Below are 16,002 nucleotides of genomic sequence, written 5' to 3'. Positions count from 1 at the left end.
TCCATTCCAAGAAGCCGGTGAGCCGCCATGTTGGGTCAAATCATCAAAGTCAAGCAGCGCGACATCACGGATTGTGGGGCTGCCAGCCTCGCTTCCGTTGGAGCCTTCTACGGTTACAAGTTGCCATTGTCGCGCATTCGCCAGTATGCGTCGACGGACCAATCGGGCACCACCGTGTCGGGTCTTCTGCTAGCGGCTCATCAGCTGGGGTTCATTGCCAAGGGCGTCAAGGGCGGCTTCGACAGCTTGTACAAGATCCCCAAGCCGGCCATCGCGCATGTGATCATCAAGGATGTCTTGCACCACTTCGTAGTGATCCAGGCGATCGACACGAGGTGGGTCACCGTCATGGACCCCGCGTACGGCGAAATCCGCAAGCTATCGCATGAAGAATTCAAGAGGCAATGGACTGGCGTCCTGGTGCTCCTGGTTCCGGCCGACACCTTCAAGCGCCGCGATGAGACCACCTCACCTCTTCTCCGCTTCGCCCGGCTGCTTGCATCGCACAAAGCGGCGCTAACGCAGGCTCTCGTCGGCGCACTGGTAACCACCCTCCTGGGGCTGTCGACAGCCATTTACGTCCAGAAGATCGTCGACCACGTGATCACAGCGGGCAACCGCAATTTGCTCAATCTCATGAGCGTCGTGATGCTGCTGATCCTGGTGCCGCAGATCGTAATCAACCTGCTCAGAAACCGGCTAGTCCTGCAAACAGGTCAGAAGATCGATGTCTGCTTGATCCTCGGCTACTACAATCACATCCTAAGCCTACCACAAAAATTCTTCGACAGCATGCGCATGGGAGAAATCGTCTCCCGGATGAATGATGCGGTGAAAATCAGGAGCTTTCTGAACGACGTCTCGATCACCATGTTCGTCAACATGCTGGTCATACTGTTCTCGTTCGGCCTGATGTTCATCTACTCGTGGAAGATCGCCTTGGTCGTGGCTATCTCCATCCCACTATATGTCTTAGTCTATTGGACCGTTAACCGACTCAATAGGAAGCGCCAGCGCGCGATCATGGAGAATGCCGCCGAACTGGAGGCGCAATTGGTTGAATCACTCGGAGCTGTTTCCACGGTCAAGACTTTCGGCGTGGAGAGCTTCGCTTGCCTTAAGATGGAAACTCGCTTTGTCAAGACCCTGCAATCGGTCTACAGCTCCGGCCTCATCTCGATCGTCGGAGACAATGCTTCTACCTTTCTCTCAACTCTCTTCACAATCCTGCTAATGTGGTTTGGCGCGACGCTTGCTATGGATCAGGCCGTGACTCCGGGTGAGTTACTTTCCTGCTACGCACTGCTCGGCTATATCACCCGGCCTGTCGCCAACCTGATCCAAACCAACAGAATCGTTCAGGACGCGTTTATCGCGGCGGATCGCCTGTTCGAGATTTTCGACCTTGAGCCGGCACGCAGCGGCGGTATTGATGCCACCAAATCCGAGCTTGGTGATATCCGCCTGGAGAACGTCACCTTCCGCCATGGCTCGCAGCCGAAGCTCTTTGAAGATCTTAACCTCACCTTTCGTCGAGGTGAAATGACGGCCGTGGTGGGAGAAAGCGGCTCAGGCAAGAGCTCCCTTGCGGCGCTGCTGCAGAACGTCTACCCGCTCGAAAGCGGCCGCATTCGGATCGGTCCCTATGACCTTAAAGACTTCTCGACCGTATCCTTGCGTAGGGTTATTGCTTCGGTACCGCAGTCGACGGACGTATTCTCAGGCTCGCTGATCGAGAACATCGCGCTCGGCGAGTTCGAACCGGAGATCGACAGGATCATGAAGGTCTGCGATCAAACTGGGCTGCGGGAGGCGATCGAGAATTGGCCGGGAGGCTTCCAGGCCTATCTAGGCGAAAACGGCGTACGGCTCTCTGGCGGCGAAAAGCAGCGCCTTTCGTTGGCCCGAGCTCTGTATCGGGATCCGGACATCCTGATCCTTGACGAGCCTACCTCTTCTCTGGACTCCGTTGCCGAAGCCACCATTCACCAGCTCCTTGATGATTTGCGTGGCGCCGGCAAGACCATCGTGGTCATCTCTCACCGACCCAGCACCATCCGCACTGCCGAGAAGCTTGTCATGTTACACAAGGGGCGGATCGTTGCTGAAGGCAGGCATACTGATCTGCTGGGTGAAGCCGCTTACCTTCGCTTGTGGCAGACGCAAACAGGGGTCAGCTAGAGTTGCAGAATTTGCTGTGACCTCCTCCGAATGAGTGGACACCTGTAGTAGGCTCATTGAGCCCGGAGGTGTCGAATGGAACGTCAACGTCGTAAGCGGAGCTTTTCTCCCATTTGATTGACTGGTTTCGCTTCGGCTTTCGCTCTGCGATCCTTGGCTTGTCAGAGAGCCGAGAGGAGACTGAAGGCGATGGAACAATCGGGGGAGGAAGCCGAAGCTGATGGCTTTGTGGGGAAGCTTACGCGCCGGACGCGTTCTGGAGGCCGGTTATGGTCTGCGGAGATCAAGGGGCGCGCTGTTTTCGAGAGCATGAAGCCCGACGCCCGGGTATGTGATGTCGCACGGCGTTATGGTGTGAAGGCCCAGCAGTTGACGACGTGGCGCAGATTGGCGCGTGCTGGCCGGCTCGCATTGGTCACGGACGACGCGGCGGATTTCGTGTCGATCGAGCTGAGCGATCCAGTGGCGTCAGGCAAGAGCGAGGGGCCCGTCGAGATTACGATTGGCAAGGTTTCGGTCCGCCTGGATGCGGACGTGTCGGCGGTGCGGATCGCGGAGATCGTGACTGCGATCGAGCGCGGCGCATGATCATTCCGGCGCAGGGACTGCGGATTGTGCTTGCTGTGCGTCCTGTTGACTTCCGGTGCGGGCACGACGCGCTGGCCGGTCTTGTGCAAAACACGCTTGGGCTCGATCCGCATTCGGGCCTGATCGTGGTTTGTCGTTCGAAGCGCGCCGACCGGCTGAAGATTTTGCTATGGGACGGCACGGGCCTCGTTTTGGTCTACAAGCGCCTTGGCCGCGATGGTCGTTTCGAGTGGCCGCAGATCAGCGACGGCGTCATGCATCTGACGCGCGTGCAGTTCGAAGCGCTGTTTGAAGGGCTGAACTGGAAGCGAGTGGGCGAACGGATTGTCGCGACGCCAGCTGCGGCGAACTGACTCAGACCCGACAACCTGTTTCGCGCGGGGCTTTGGGATGATAGCTTGCGGATGTGCCGCCGTCCCCCATTGATCCCGCCCGTCTTGCAGCGCTGCCCGCCGATTTGCGCGCGCTCTTCCGCGCGCAGGAAGCGATGATTGAAGCCGAGCGTCGTCGCGCAGACGATGAATGCTCGGCGCGCCTTCATGTCGAGAGTGAACTGGCTGCGTCCAAAGAGAGCGTCGAACGCCTCGAACTGCTCGTGAAGGAGTACGAGCGCGCACGTTTCGGTAAACGCTCGGAGAAGTTCAATCCCGATCAGATGCAACTGGTTCTCGAGGACATCGAGATTGCCATCGCCGAAGTCCAGGAACGCCAGGACGATCGTGCGCGCCGCGCCGGCACGGCGCCGTCCAGCCGCCGGACCAGGCGCGCTGCCCGTGCCTTTCCCGCGCACCTGCCGCGCATCGAGCAGGTGATCGAACCCGAGAACCTCGAGTGTCCCTGCGGCTGCGGCCGGATGGTCCAGATCGGCGAGGATCGCTCCCGCCGTCTCGATGTCATGGCCGCCCAGTATCGTGTGATCGAGACGGTGCGACCGCGCTACGCCTGCGCAAAGGGCTGCACCGGTGTTGCTCAGGCGCCGGCGCCCGCCCATCTCGTGGAGGGTGGCATCCCCACCGAGGCGCTGCTGGCGCAGGTGGCGGTCGCCAAGTTCAGCGAGCACATGCCACTCTATCGTCAGTCGCAGGTTCTGGCTCGGCATGGCATCTTCATCGATCGCGCCGTTCTGGCAGACTGGATGGGAACGGTCGCCTTCCACCTCGCGCCGCTGGTCGAGCGCATGAGCGTCGTGATGAAGCAATCGGGCCGCTTGTTCATAGACGAGACCAGGGCGCCTGTGCTCGATCCGGGCCGGGGCCGAACGAAGACCGGCTATCTGTGGGCTGTCCTGCGCGACGATCGCGGCCACGGCGGCGCTGATCCACCAATCGTGGTCTACCACTACGCGCCAGGACGCGGTGGTGACCATGCTGAGCGCATCCTCGAGGGCTTCGACGGCATCCTTCAGGTCGACGGATACCAGGGCTATCATCGGCTCGCACGGCCCAAGCGCAAAGGCGGCGTGCCGCTGCGGCTGGCCGCATGTTGGTCCCACTCAAGGCGCAAGATCATCGCAGCGACTCCGAAAGCCGGCTCACCCATCGCCGAAGCCGTCCTCGCGCGCATCGCCGCACTCTATGCGATCGAGAAGGAGATCCGTGGCGCCGACGCCCCGGCTCGGCAAACGACCCGTAACGAGCGATCACGGCCGCTCGTCGCTGAACTCGAGAGGTTTCTGCGCGAGCAAGCCGCTCGCCTGTCGCCGGGCAGCGAGATGGGCAAGGCGATCGCCTATCTCCTGAACCATTGGGATGGCCTCACCTTGTTTCTCGACGATGGTTGCGTTGAGATGGACACCAATCCCGTCGAAAATCAAATCAGGCCGCTGACTCTGACGCGTAAAAATAGTTTATTTGCTGGTCACGACGAAGGTGGTCGTTCATGGGCGCGCATAGCTTCGCTCATCGCCACCTGCAAAATCAACAGCGTGGAGCCCTACGTCTGGATGAAAGCGACGCTCAAAGCGATCGCAACCGGTCACCCGCAGTCCCGGATCGACGAGCTCCTGCCCTGGTCGTTCGGCCGCACCTCGTAATTCTCCGTCGTTGCCGCCTCCATACCCCCCGCCAACGATTTGCAAACACGTTGATCAACAGACTGCAATCCCCACGCCAAACCTTTGCGAATGGGACGCGAACGTCGCTTACCATCAACCGCGGACGGCTGACGGAAAGCAAGAACATTGGTAGTCTCGGTCATGGCGTATCGCTCTCCTCGAGAGGTTCTGGCAGGCTCGTCACCCGCCTCGATACGCCGCCTTCCTCACACCGTCATCACCCAGATTCCGCCATAGCTCGCCATAGCGCGACCGCCACTTGTAGAACGTCATCGCTGATGTCGTGCTTACGGCAGAGATCGCTCGCCGACATCCCGGCGGCGTGTTCCTTCAAGACCCCGATGATCTTCTGTGAACCTGCCTTTACGCATCGCCTGTCTTCTCGGTGGAGGACAGAACCCTAACTCAAAACCGAGGGCGTTTCAGGGGAGCAGGTCACTTCTGTTTCTGAAACCAGCGCAGATAACTCCAGCCCTTCTTGCGGGGATAGGTGCGGCCGTGCTGGGCATGAACGCGCTCACCTGTTGCCGATGGGACCCGCAGCGCTTCAACCGCTGCCGCTCGGGCGCGAACGAGATCGCGCATCGCCTCGGGCCTTCATCGGGAACCCATATGTTGCCACCACCGTGCGTTCACGGCCGAGGAACCGGATCAGGCGATAAAGGCCATAGCCAGTCGGGCCGGCCTCGTAACAGAAAAGGCATCTGCTAAACATCTGATAAATCTCTGGCCGAAATTGGCTTGATCGGCACCCGAGCCGTAAACTCTCCGCACCGCTCAACGGGCTGACTTGTGGCATTGGACAGGATTTGCGCAAGTGTGTGATGACAATATCGTCCTTGACAAAAGCCCATACCAGTACGGCAGGCTAGCTTAACACTGTTGATCGAGGTCGTGTGGCTATTTCTCTCTAGAAACTTCGTGACTGCAGAACGTTTCACATCCTCGCATCGACAGATCACAGTTCCATCGCTTGCCAGATCAGACAGCGCTCTCATGTTAGGTTGAAAAAATTTCGCGACTCGATCCGAGAATTTCCGATTACGCTTCGTCTGCGACAGGTTACGGCGGATCAATCGATCATCTCGCCGCTGCGGGATCAAGTCTTGCACAATCATTAGCCCCGCGAGTTCGCCTTCAGTACGAGCGCTCGCAGCGCCGCGGATGCCCGCTGGTTCTCCCGCCACGTAGACGTTTCTCACAGTGGTACGCTGAAATCCATCATGCTTCACTATCCAGCCGCCATTTCGGCTATCCCATTGTGTTGCACAACCTATCTGGCGGCAAAGCTCAGTGGACGGAAGCAATCCGAAGCCCGTCCCGAGAATATCCGTTTCAAACACACGGTGCGCTCCGCTCGGAATCCAATCGCGATCACAATCTGACAACGTAACGTGAGTCAGTCCCTCCTCGTTACCGCGAGCTTCGACCATAATCCTCCCGAACCGAATCGACACACGCGCTTTTGTGAGTTTGTAAAGAGAGCTAGCAGTCTCTTTAAAAATTGGAATATTCCCAGGAACGGCGAGCAATCCATCCAAGATCTCTCGAAAACGAGGGCGCGACCTCGCGATTGCAACTTCCTGTATCTCCGCACCGGCCGCGAGAAGCATATCGGCAACGAGAATAAGAAGCGGGTGTGATCCCGCCAATACGAACCGCCGCCCAAGCAAGACATTTTGGCTCCTGAGCAGCGTCTGGATCGCTCCCACCCCCATTACGCCAGGAAGCGTCCATCCCGGGAAAGCTACTGGCATTTCATAGGCGCCGGTGGCCACCAACGTCTTCCTCGCCAAGACGGTTGTTTTGTTTGTACAAACGCGGATTCGATCCTCATCGGGAAATATGCCCCAAACTGTCTGTCTGAATCGCCAGTCTATGCGCGACTCGGCCTCCGCCTTTCTCACTAATACATCGCCAAAGGGATAGAGACGGCAAGCGGGAGAGTTCACTTGGACGGAGGGGTGCGGCGGCGGCTGTCGAAATATCTGCCCCCCTGCCCGTCCTTGCTCATCGAAAACAACGACGGATAGGTTTCGACAACATTCAAGCGCTGCGGACATACCGGCCGGACCTGCACCAATGATGGCCACGTCAAAACACTTGAGATCAGCCATCAGTCTTGTCTCCGGTCTCGACGGCCATCCCGGGCTCGGCATCAATCATGCATGCCCTTATGTATGACGTCCCATTCACAGTAACCATGCAGTCGAAACAGACCCCCGTATTGCAGCATGGCGCACGCGGCTCATTGCTAACGATCGACCGACGAAAGGATCGCAGGCCGGACGCAAGGAGGGCGGCAAGCAAAGTATCACCGCGGTGGCAAACGACGGAATTGCCATTCACGGATAGTTCTATTTCCGAACCGCGTGAACCCGGGAGGTAATGCCCATTAAGCATTATTTAGACTCACGAAGCGGCCGGGATCGAAGCGCGACACATCGAGATCAACAGGCTTCTCCAAGATCATGCTTGCAAGTACCCGCGCGTAGGTGGGCCCGAGCGTGAACGCGGATCCTCCTGTTGCAATGAAGAGATCCGAGCGGCGCGGCAAGGCTCCGACAAGAGGCAATTGATCGGCAACGAGCAAGGTTGCACCACTCCATATGCGAAGGACCGGGATCTCACCAATCCTCGGCACCACCGAAACGGCGGCGCGCAAATTGCCCTGAATCGATGAAGGCAAGATTTCGGGCGGCAGATCCAGATCATAAACTCCGCCTGTCTCATGCAGGCGTGCGGGCCATCCCCCACCTACCAGAATGGTACCCTCGGCCGATTGATTCAATGATAGACGCCGTCCTGCATGTTGGATGAGATGCTTGATAAATGGCGCCACTTGGACCGTTGCCGCCATCATCAATCCGATCGGCACGACTGGAAGGGCAATCCCTGCCATAGCGGCGATGCGAGCCGACCAGGGACCTGCAGCAATGGCGACCTTACGCGCTAAAATTTCGCTCCCGTCGGAAAGGGTTGTCCTCCAGCGGCCCCGTTGTTGTTTCACGCCGGTCACGGCTATACCCGCCCGGATCCGTGCTCCAAACTCCTCAGCAACTTTGGCAAATGCCAAAGTGGCGCCGCGCGGATTCGCCTTACCCTCTAGAGGGCAAAGCGCCGCTGCAACAATTGCCGAGCTGAGATAAGGTGCTCTCTGGTGAATCTCATCGCTCGAAAGCATTCGATTCTCCAGCCCATAACTGCGCTCGAGTTCGGTTTTTCTCTCCAGGAGTAGCGCCTGCTCGCTCGTTTCCGCAAGCATCATTCCGCCACTCTGCAAGACGCCAACATTCTCACCTATTCTAGTGCTCAGCAGGCTCCACTCCCGCGCGGCATCGAGATGTAGTGGCAGGGCCTCAGCCGCCTTCTTCGCTGCATCCAGTCCGTGCTCAATCATTCGATATTCGAGCTGGAAATGGAGGCTGCCCGCATTTCGCCCGGAGGCGTGCTGATTCAGTTGGTCTTTCTCAACAAGACACGCGGTGCTCCCCGAACACACCAAGTAATACGCCAGTGCCGAGCCTAGCAAGCCGCCGCCGACCACTAGGCAATCGACTGTTTCAGGCATCTTCGTTCACAACCTCAATCCCGAGGCGCTGGAGCGTGTCCGCGACGCGTCGAACCTCCTCGGCAGCGAGATCAAGAAGGGGCCTGCGAACGTACCCAGCAGGGACACCCCGCAACCGCAGAGCAGTTTTGAGAATTGCCTGCGCATTACCAAATGCACCAGCGTAGTCCTTGTTAAACAATTCGCGCATGATGATCCGGTCGCGCTCCCCGAGCACCACGGCTCGTTGACGGTCGCCCTCCTGAATCGCACGCCAAAAGTCCGGATGCCCGGATCCCAGGATACCGCCAGCTCCCATGAGCCCATCCGAGAGACCAAGACCCGCAATGTCCGCTCCGAGCTCGGAAGTGGGCATGTTGAAGTAACGCACTTTTCGACCCAAAGCATACAGGCCGTCCAGGAAGGCGGAGAAATTTCCAGTCGAGTTTTTTATAGCAACGACGTGATCTATATCGGAGATCTCGCTAAGAGTCTCTATATCCATGTCGACGACACAACCGCGGGGCCAGTTGTATACACAAATAGGTATGTCGGTTGCGTCTGAAACTTCGCGGTAAAATTGAACAAGCTCGCGCCTGTTTGGCACAACATATGGAGGCGGCGTCAGCAGAATGCCGTCCAGTCCAGCCCTCTCCGCGGCCCTGGCGTGACGAATCGCCTCATCTGCCGTGTAGGCGTTACAACCTCCCAATGTCGTGATGCGGCTATCGATACCGCGGCTGGTTTGACTAAATAGTTCACTGCGCTCGTCTTCGCTCAGACTAAACCATTCACCCGACGTGCCAGCCACTACGACACCATGCATTCGCTCGGTGACATACCAATCTAGTTCCACCGCAAAGTCGTCCCACGCGATAGATCCATTCTTGCGAAAGGGGGTGGTGATTGCAGGAATATAACCGAACCAACTCACACTATTTCTGTCCATAGCCCTTCCCAGTTCAAATTTCTCACGGCGTCGGCAGTGCAATCGATAGGACCACTTCCGCAATCTCCTTTCCATATTTTTTTACAGATGCCCGGTGATCCAACCAGTGCTGCCGGCCCGATTCGAACAAAACGTCTCCCGCTCCAGTTCGAGCCGATACGGGAGCTTCTCTCAGCTTTCCTCAAGGAAGCTAAGCGCGGATGAGTCACATTGCGCTCAACCTGGCCCAATCATTGCTGCCGATAGACCGAATCTGCGAGTGCTTTCCCACAAAGAAAGCCCCTTGGGAGCGCAACCTCCCCGTTTATGCGCCTCCCGATCATCCGTCCTCTCGCGGTGCGCGCCACTCCAATTGATAGCCACTGGCTGTACCCACCCAGAGCAACAGATCTTGATTCCAATTCACGAAGAATCCTCCTTCCAAGGCCGCGTTGATGAAAGGCGGGATCTGACCCGGATGCGCTTCAGCTCTGCGACATCACGATCAACAGCTTTCAATCCTCCCATTGCAGCGAGCCGAAAAGCAATATGCGCAATGGTAAAGTCGCCACCTGACCGAATGTATGCTTTCCCGATATCGCGTAAATCATCGGCGCACGCCCCGTCCGGGCGCACCAGCATCCGCAAACGCGCTTCTGTGTAGGCGCCATACAGCATCGCTATCTCCTGGTGCGAACCTACGAAAGACTGCTTCGTTTTGGGACATCGACCATACGTCCCGACTATCGGACGGCTACAGCATCTCGTTACTAGACAATTGCGTCGGATCTTTATCAATACCGCGCCGTCAATAGCCGTTGACAAAGGATGGCCTCAACACACTCCTCCGCTTCGGCGCCGCTAACTGAATGGCCCGGCTCAATGGTATATTTTAACGCCGTGTTACGATGCATTCGGGTGAACTGATCTAACGCACGAACACAGGATGCTCGCAGTTTTCCGATCTCGTAGCCGTGGCGTTCTACAGCGGACGAAACAGTCGCAGACCTGGGAAATGCCGCCTCCCCCCCTTCTAACCAAGTTGGGTCGAGTTCACCACTCCCGTTATCTGGCACTAGCCAGCGGAATACCTCGCGAATGCAGGCTTGGGGATAGTGGTCAGATAGTCGATATATGTCCCTATAAAATTGCAGGCTCTGGTGAAAGAGTTCTTCACCCATGAGAAGAACTGAGACAGCCACCATGCGAGCAGAAAAGCGGCCGCTTGGGCCAAGCCGATTCTTGTAGGGATTTTTTACATAGTACGCACGAAAATGCCCAAACAGATCAAGCGACATCCGCTCATGAAAGCGGGTCAGAACATAAATTGCCGAGTCAAGGTGCTTCAAGCACCGCGTAAGACATTGACGCGCATCCACGTCGAGCGTATCGCGCAACTCAAGCAGAGCATCCATCGCTGATTGTAAGTCGCCCTCGATCAGTTGATGGCCCAAACAAAAATCTCGCTCCTCGACCCCGGCCGCTCCGAGACAATATAAGCGCGGGTCGCTCTGCAACGGATTCGTGAGAATGACATCTTCATAGGAGAGGACATCAATGCTGGGCTGCTGCTGACAGCTTAAGCGTGCGAGGCGGTTTAGCGGGTCGCCCACCGTCCGCCCGGCGTCCATCGGATTAAGACCCGCAAACGCCGACATCTGATACAAACAATTGACAAGATAATGGATGTCGGTCTTGGCGATGCCAAAATCGGACTGCGGTAGGCTCAGCAGCTGAGCATCATAGTCCGCCTTCGAAAGTATTGCGTTGATGCTGCGGCCAAGGAGCCGGACCGCCTCATTTGGTTGTTCACTGCATCTAATCTCCGCAACGCGGTGCGGCAGTTCATCGGTGACAAAATCGCTGAGCAGGCCAAGCGGGCGTTTTCGCTGCCGGCCAGCAATGCTAACGGACTTGTGCGAAAATAGCCCCTGCGCCGGGTGCGGCGACTGCTCGCGAGTGGAAATGGAGAAATTCGCGGTGAGCTGAACGGGTGGGTTGGTATTCATCTGGTCTGCCTCCGGGGCGCATATACTCAGCAGCACGTTGCAATAAAGCGCGAACGACAGCAGCGATCGGGGATCGGCGGTCGGGGCACACCCCCCCGTGTCCAGGTCGCGGGCCTGCGCCATCATCATCGATGGCGACGACCTGATTACCATTGAGGAGGTCTAGCAGGTCTTGCACCGCTGGCGCCAAGGCAATCTCGGAATCGAGCCCCGCAGCCAACCGTTCGTGAAATTTGACCAATGCCAGGCTTCCGGGCTCGAGCCTCCGGTCGCGCAGTGAACTGGGGTACGGCGCGATCTCCAACTGCGAATGACCCTGCTTGCCCTTCTCCTTAATTACAGCCCCCCAACGTCATAAAGCGCGCAGCCTTAGGTGGATCTGGCTGGGCGTCCTTCAATTTGGAACTGACAACAAGGAAGCTTGGCATCACACGAGACTTTCGGTGATTGGAGCCGCTCCAATGCGGCCGCAAAGCCCGTCACCGCGATGATTTCGAATGTTAAGCCGAATAGCAGCTTCCGTAAGCTACAAATTGTTGTAGTTGACCGTTTTTCGGGCCGAATCGCTTCAGATCAACGTCCCCTCGATCAGAGCGCGCCTCGCCAGAGCATTGCCGCCCTTGGTGATACCGTCGGATGGTGGCGCCGCTCGAATGCTCCAACGGCACGAGACCGAGAAATGACCCGCTGTCCGTGCTGCCGCGCGCCTCGGCATGTGATCGGTGAGGAGACCTCACGGCGGCCCGATGTCGTCTCGGCGCAATTCCGCGTGATCGTCACCCATCGCCCCAAATATGGCTGCCGGGCCTGCACGGATGGCGTGGTTCAGGCGCCGGCACCGGAGCGGCTGATCAAGGGCGGGTTGCCAACTGAGGCGATGGTCGCCCATGTGCCGGTCGCCAAATATGCTTGGCACCTGCCGCTGTGCCGGCAGGTTCAGGTGCTGCTGGCGCAAGGTATTGACATCAAGCGCTCGGTCCTGGCGTTCTGGGGCGGCCATGCGGCCGTGGAGCTTCGTCCGCTCTGGCTCAGGCTGCGCAGATCATTCTGACCGCGAGCAAGATCGCGGTCGACGAGACAACAGCGCCGGTGCTCGACCCCGGCCGCGGCCGCACCAAGAAGGGCTTCTTCTGGGCGATCGCGCGCGACGATCGGCCGTGGGGCGGGGCCGACCCGCCGGCGGTGGCCTACACTTACGCGCCCGGTCGCGGCGCCGTCCACGCCTTCAAGCTGCTCGACAGTTATCGCGGCATCGTGCAATGCGACGGCTATATCGTCTACAAGACCGTCGCCGACACCGGGCCTGACGCGGCGATCACGCTCGCCTTCTGCTGGGCTCATCTGCGGCGGCGCCAGGACGGCCTGCCCGATCGCGAGTGAAGCACTCGAGCGTATCGCCGCTCTCTATGCCGTCGAGAAGTCGATCAGGGGCCGCAGCGCCGATGAGCGCCGTGCCGTCCGCCAGGAGCTCAGCAAGCCGCTGGTGCTGGCGCTCAAGGCCTGGTTCGAGCAGCAACTCACCCGCGTCTCGGGCAAAGCGACAATCGCCGAGCACATCCGTTACGCCTTGAACCACTGGGTTGGCCTGACGCGCTTCCTCGACGACGGCCGTATCGAGCTGGACACCAATGTTGTCGAGCGAAGCATCCGTCCTCTTATCCTTAACCGCAAGAATGCGCTGTTCACGTGGCATGATGAGGGCGCGGAGAACTGGGCCTGAGTCGCTTGGCTGATCGAGACCTGCAAGCTGTGCGGCGTCGAGCCGCAGGCCTATCTGACTGACGTCCTCACCGGACGGATACTTAGCAACTACCGCCGATGCGCAATCTGATGAAGCGGCGGCGAAAGTAATGATTGTTCAAGACGCTTGAAGCGCACGTGGCGTCAGGTTGTACTCTCAGAGAGGTTGAGAGCGATTTGTCATCCAACGAGCATGACGCCTGTGGCTTCGACCGTGCAAGTAGCGAGAACGAGCCATTGAGCGACGATTCTCATCTTGAAGAGCGGACCGTCGAGGCGGTACGGCGTTATCGTGACGCGCTAGCCGCTGCCGCGGACTCTGAAAAGGCGCAAGCGCGCGCACATCGAGCGCTCATGAGCACCCTCGCAGACCTGAAGCGGGCAGTACTCGAGGATCGACCTCCATCAATCAGGAAAAAGCTCTTTGGTGCCGGTGCAAGAGCGGTCACTCAATCAAATGAAGCGCGGCAGCTCTTTAACAAGGCGACAGCGACGCTGGAGGAAGCTCGCCAGGCCCTGGCCGCTCTCACGCAGCAGCTCGGATACATCCCAGATGTACCCGCGAAAGGAACTTGAGCGCGGTCTTAATCTGCCGCGCGGCGAACAGGATGGAAGTGGAGCGCCGAGCAGATTGGGTTCGTTCCGCCTATTTGGTGTCAAACGCCATCCGGAACTGCCCCCTCATATTGCCTCAGATGATAATGCTACCGAAGCGCACCCTGGTGTCCTGGATCGGCTGCCGCGAGTCGGAGCAAGCCGCTCGCGAAGCGCGCCCTCCAGAGCGCCGTAGCGAGCGAGCGGCTTGCGGTGCTTCGGCGAAAGAACCTGTCAGGATTAAATACTAAGGCACGAAGCTTGGACCGATAGTGTGATCTCTGTGCTGCTGATGAGCTGTCGAGCGGCCTTTTATCGCCAATTCTTCACCAATCGCCCGCTGATGGCCGCTGAACCGGCCGGGCGCATGCGCTTCCAGCCGGGAGAGAAGATCGACCGCGGACAAGTGCGGAGCCGCGGCGAGCCATTCCTCGATGGTGGGAATGTAGGGGTCGAGCATCGATGGCCGACGTGGCACAGGCTTGCGCCGCACATAGCGACGCCGATGAATGCCCCGCTGCTCACCCTGTTTCCAACCATCGCCGAGCTCTCGGGCAAAGGCCGCCAAGTCGCTGTGCCCCTGCGCGACAGTCATCGCTGGCTTTCCAGCCCGTTGATCGACGCCTTACCCAGCTCATTCTGAGCGTCCCGCATCTGTGCCAGCAATGCCACCGGATCAAGCGTCCGGTAAATCTCTCGCAGCCGACCTTTGAATGCCTCATTGAGCCTATGCTCTTTCGTACGGCGTAGCGGGAGGAAGGTCAAACTCCCCTAGATTAGCGAGACATCTGGATAAGGCTTCTTGTACCCATTGGTGGCGCATTGGTTTGGTGACACGCCACACTTCTCGATTGGACCAATGCCCCTGAACTCTCTCCATCTGCGAGGCGCTCCAAACCCTCAAAGCCCGGGGTGTGAGGCTTGCACTAACCAGTTCCCTCCAGGACTTGCGCACGCTGATCCATCGGCTTTTACGCGCGGGCAACGTATCAAGCATTTTCTGCGCAATCGGTGCGAGGCGCGCGGCATCGGAATCGGGCGCATTCTTGGCATCTTCAACAACGCTAAGGCGACCTTTTCGGACCGGGCCCACCCCGATTCAGTGAACCTGCACTCCGCGAAATACTCAAAACAGCTCCGGAACGTCAATGCGCGGCCAATGATCGTCTGGTTTGATAATTTCGTCTCGCTCAGCCACTGCCGAAGATATTCCCACCACGCTCGGCTGCCAAAGTCGAGAAGATCATGACCTTTGAACACCAGAAGCGCCGCCATGCCGGAATCTCAGTTCGCGCCTCTTCATCCTGTCGTTCGAACCAATCCCAGATTGCCTGCAATGGTGTTGCCGGCTGGCTCGCCATCGATATCTGTGTTGGGCCGGCGCGATGGAACTGGACCACGTTATCCAACGGGGGCATGCACGGCCACGGCTTCCCCTCCGCGTCCCAAAAGACCCAGCGCTCGGCGATCTTTCTTGCCTCTTCAGGAGACTGGGTTTGCCAAAGCTCCTTGAGTGCTTTGTTAACGTAGTGGGAGACGTCATCTCTAAGGCCGCATGTGCGGGCTATCGTTGCAAGGCGCCCGGCATCAATGAGCCGCGCCGCGAAGTCGTTCTCTGCGTTCACTTTCCGAAGCCTTCGCGCCTTCTCGTCGTCCGTGTTCCCTTCATGTTCATTCGGCTCGATGTGATCGAACCAGGAGCCCGGGGGAAATGCCGCGATACGCGTGGTGACCTAACGCCCGTCGGTGTCGGCCGGGCGGACGCCGTCCCGCGCCTCAAGTCACGCGCCGCTAACTCCGCTGGCCAACCAAAGCTTCAACTTGCGATGGTAACCATACCCAAGAGAGGGCGGCCTGGGCTATGCCCGAAGAACTGCGTTCTTTGTGCCAAAACAAAACTCCTGCAATCTGCAGCGTAGTTGTGACGGCTTTGTCTACTTTCGGACTTGCGTGTCGTTGTCTTGCCAACATGTACTTTGGTACCCAGGGCATCCAGCCAGGCTGGAGATCGATCAGCTCTTCACCTTTACGGAACGCGCCGGCATTGTTGGCTTTGAAATCGCTCCACAACATCCAGGTCTGGCCAGCGCTTCAGCTCGAAGCTGTAATTCCGCGATACCAGGTACCCATGCGGCGAATACTTCCAATGCCGATGCAGCCACTCGCGCGCGACTTCCTCCGGCACATTAGGAAATGATGATTGAACCCCGAGCCCACCATTCATCGAATGGTGTTTTGACCGCACCACTCGGCTCAAACTCTGGCGCCAACGCCGTGGGGTACTTGTCCATAATGGTCATTAGATAGGCTGAGAACTTGACGAGGTTCAAGACCTGTGCGCGTGATGATCTGAGGCCGG

13 protein-coding genes and 3 pseudogenes are annotated in these 16,002 nt (G+C 58.4%); 7 read left to right on the top strand and 9 right to left on the bottom strand.

The annotated features are described in order from the left end of the window. Nucleotides 1-27: 27 nt before the first annotated feature. The 4 genes from JEY66_RS44925 (at nucleotide 28) to tnpC (JEY66_RS44910) (ending at nucleotide 4,801) form a co-directional block, all read left to right on the top strand. On the top strand, nucleotides 28-2,181 hold the full coding sequence (locus tag JEY66_RS44925; protein WP_018273888.1) for a peptidase domain-containing ABC transporter: 2,154 nt from the start codon (nucleotides 28-30) through the stop codon (nucleotides 2,179-2,181). Between the two features lie 189 nt (nucleotides 2,182-2,370). Continuing rightward, nucleotides 2,371-2,769, top strand: coding sequence for a transposase (locus JEY66_RS44920; RefSeq protein WP_026192391.1), 399 nt, complete (start codon nucleotides 2,371-2,373; stop codon nucleotides 2,767-2,769). Next, nucleotides 2,766-3,122 carry an IS66 family insertion sequence element accessory protein TnpB gene (tnpB, locus tag JEY66_RS44915; protein WP_018273887.1) on the top strand — a complete coding sequence of 119 codons (357 nt, stop codon included), beginning with the start codon at nucleotides 2,766-2,768 and terminating at the stop codon, nucleotides 3,120-3,122. Before JEY66_RS44920 ends, tnpB begins: the two co-directional genes overlap by 4 nt. A gap of 134 nt (nucleotides 3,123-3,256) precedes the next feature. Next, nucleotides 3,257-4,801, top strand: coding sequence for an IS66 family transposase (gene tnpC / locus JEY66_RS44910; RefSeq protein WP_224517700.1), 1,545 nt, complete (start codon nucleotides 3,257-3,259; stop codon nucleotides 4,799-4,801). Nucleotides 4,802-5,062: 261 nt separating this feature from the next. On the opposite strand, the pseudogene JEY66_RS44905 reads toward tnpC (JEY66_RS44910), so the two are convergent. The 8 genes and pseudogenes from JEY66_RS44905 to JEY66_RS44875 form a co-directional block, all read right to left on the bottom strand. Next, nucleotides 5,063-5,168 (bottom strand): annotated as a pseudogene (locus tag JEY66_RS44905) (transposase); the annotation flags it as partial. 92 nt (nucleotides 5,169-5,260) lie between these two features. Beyond that, nucleotides 5,261-5,528: pseudogene (locus JEY66_RS44900) on the bottom strand (IS110 family transposase); the annotation flags it as partial. A gap of 1 nt (nucleotide 5,529) precedes the next feature. Next, on the bottom strand, nucleotides 5,530-6,939 hold the full coding sequence (locus JEY66_RS44895) for an NAD(P)/FAD-dependent oxidoreductase (RefSeq protein ID WP_166354042.1): 1,410 nt from the start codon (nucleotides 6,937-6,939) through the stop codon (nucleotides 5,530-5,532). After that, nucleotides 6,932-7,225 (bottom strand): (2Fe-2S)-binding protein, encoded by a 294-nt coding sequence (locus JEY66_RS45685; RefSeq protein WP_080650474.1) that lies wholly within the window; start codon nucleotides 7,223-7,225, stop codon nucleotides 6,932-6,934. The genes JEY66_RS44895 and JEY66_RS45685 overlap by 8 nt, the downstream gene beginning before the upstream one ends. Continuing rightward, nucleotides 7,218-8,393 (bottom strand): NAD(P)/FAD-dependent oxidoreductase, encoded by a 1,176-nt coding sequence (locus JEY66_RS44890; RefSeq protein WP_018273884.1) that lies wholly within the window; start codon nucleotides 8,391-8,393, stop codon nucleotides 7,218-7,220. The genes JEY66_RS45685 and JEY66_RS44890 overlap by 8 nt, the downstream gene beginning before the upstream one ends. Beyond that, on the bottom strand, nucleotides 8,386-9,321 hold the full coding sequence (locus JEY66_RS44885) for a dihydrodipicolinate synthase family protein (RefSeq protein WP_018273883.1): 936 nt from the start codon (nucleotides 9,319-9,321) through the stop codon (nucleotides 8,386-8,388). The genes JEY66_RS44890 and JEY66_RS44885 overlap by 8 nt, the downstream gene beginning before the upstream one ends. 402 nt (nucleotides 9,322-9,723) lie before the next feature. Beyond that, on the bottom strand, nucleotides 9,724-9,978 hold the full coding sequence (locus tag JEY66_RS44880) for a hypothetical protein (protein ID WP_141382139.1): 255 nt from the start codon (nucleotides 9,976-9,978) through the stop codon (nucleotides 9,724-9,726). A gap of 116 nt (nucleotides 9,979-10,094) precedes the next feature. Then, nucleotides 10,095-11,309 carry a hypothetical protein gene (locus JEY66_RS44875; protein ID WP_244620934.1) on the bottom strand — a complete coding sequence of 405 codons (1,215 nt, stop codon included), beginning with the start codon at nucleotides 11,307-11,309 and terminating at the stop codon, nucleotides 10,095-10,097. A 676-nt stretch (nucleotides 11,310-11,985) separates the two neighbouring features. Between JEY66_RS44875 and tnpC (JEY66_RS44870) the strand changes: the two are divergent. From tnpC (JEY66_RS44870) to JEY66_RS44860, 3 genes and pseudogenes are all read left to right on the top strand, one after another. After that, nucleotides 11,986-13,140: pseudogene (tnpC, locus tag JEY66_RS44870) on the top strand (IS66 family transposase); the annotation flags it as partial. Between the two features lie 23 nt (nucleotides 13,141-13,163). Continuing rightward, a complete protein-coding gene (locus JEY66_RS44865; protein WP_018273878.1) occupies nucleotides 13,164-13,625 on the top strand; it encodes a hypothetical protein in 462 nt (153 codons plus the stop codon). A gap of 292 nt (nucleotides 13,626-13,917) precedes the next feature. Then, nucleotides 13,918-14,286 carry a hypothetical protein gene (locus JEY66_RS44860; protein ID WP_018273877.1) on the top strand — a complete coding sequence of 123 codons (369 nt, stop codon included), beginning with the start codon at nucleotides 13,918-13,920 and terminating at the stop codon, nucleotides 14,284-14,286. Between the two features lie 547 nt (nucleotides 14,287-14,833). On the opposite strand, the gene JEY66_RS44855 is transcribed toward JEY66_RS44860, so the two are convergent. Continuing rightward, nucleotides 14,834-15,268 carry a hypothetical protein gene (locus JEY66_RS44855; RefSeq protein WP_018273876.1) on the bottom strand — a complete coding sequence of 145 codons (435 nt, stop codon included), beginning with the start codon at nucleotides 15,266-15,268 and terminating at the stop codon, nucleotides 14,834-14,836. Between the last annotated feature and the right edge of the window lie 734 nt (nucleotides 15,269-16,002).

This window comes from Bradyrhizobium elkanii USDA 76, assembly GCF_023278185.1.
Taxonomy (GTDB): Bacteria; Pseudomonadota; Alphaproteobacteria; order Rhizobiales; family Xanthobacteraceae; genus Bradyrhizobium; species Bradyrhizobium elkanii.
Note: the sequence above shows the minus strand (reverse complement) of the source record. Positions and strands in the feature narration are given on the sequence as shown.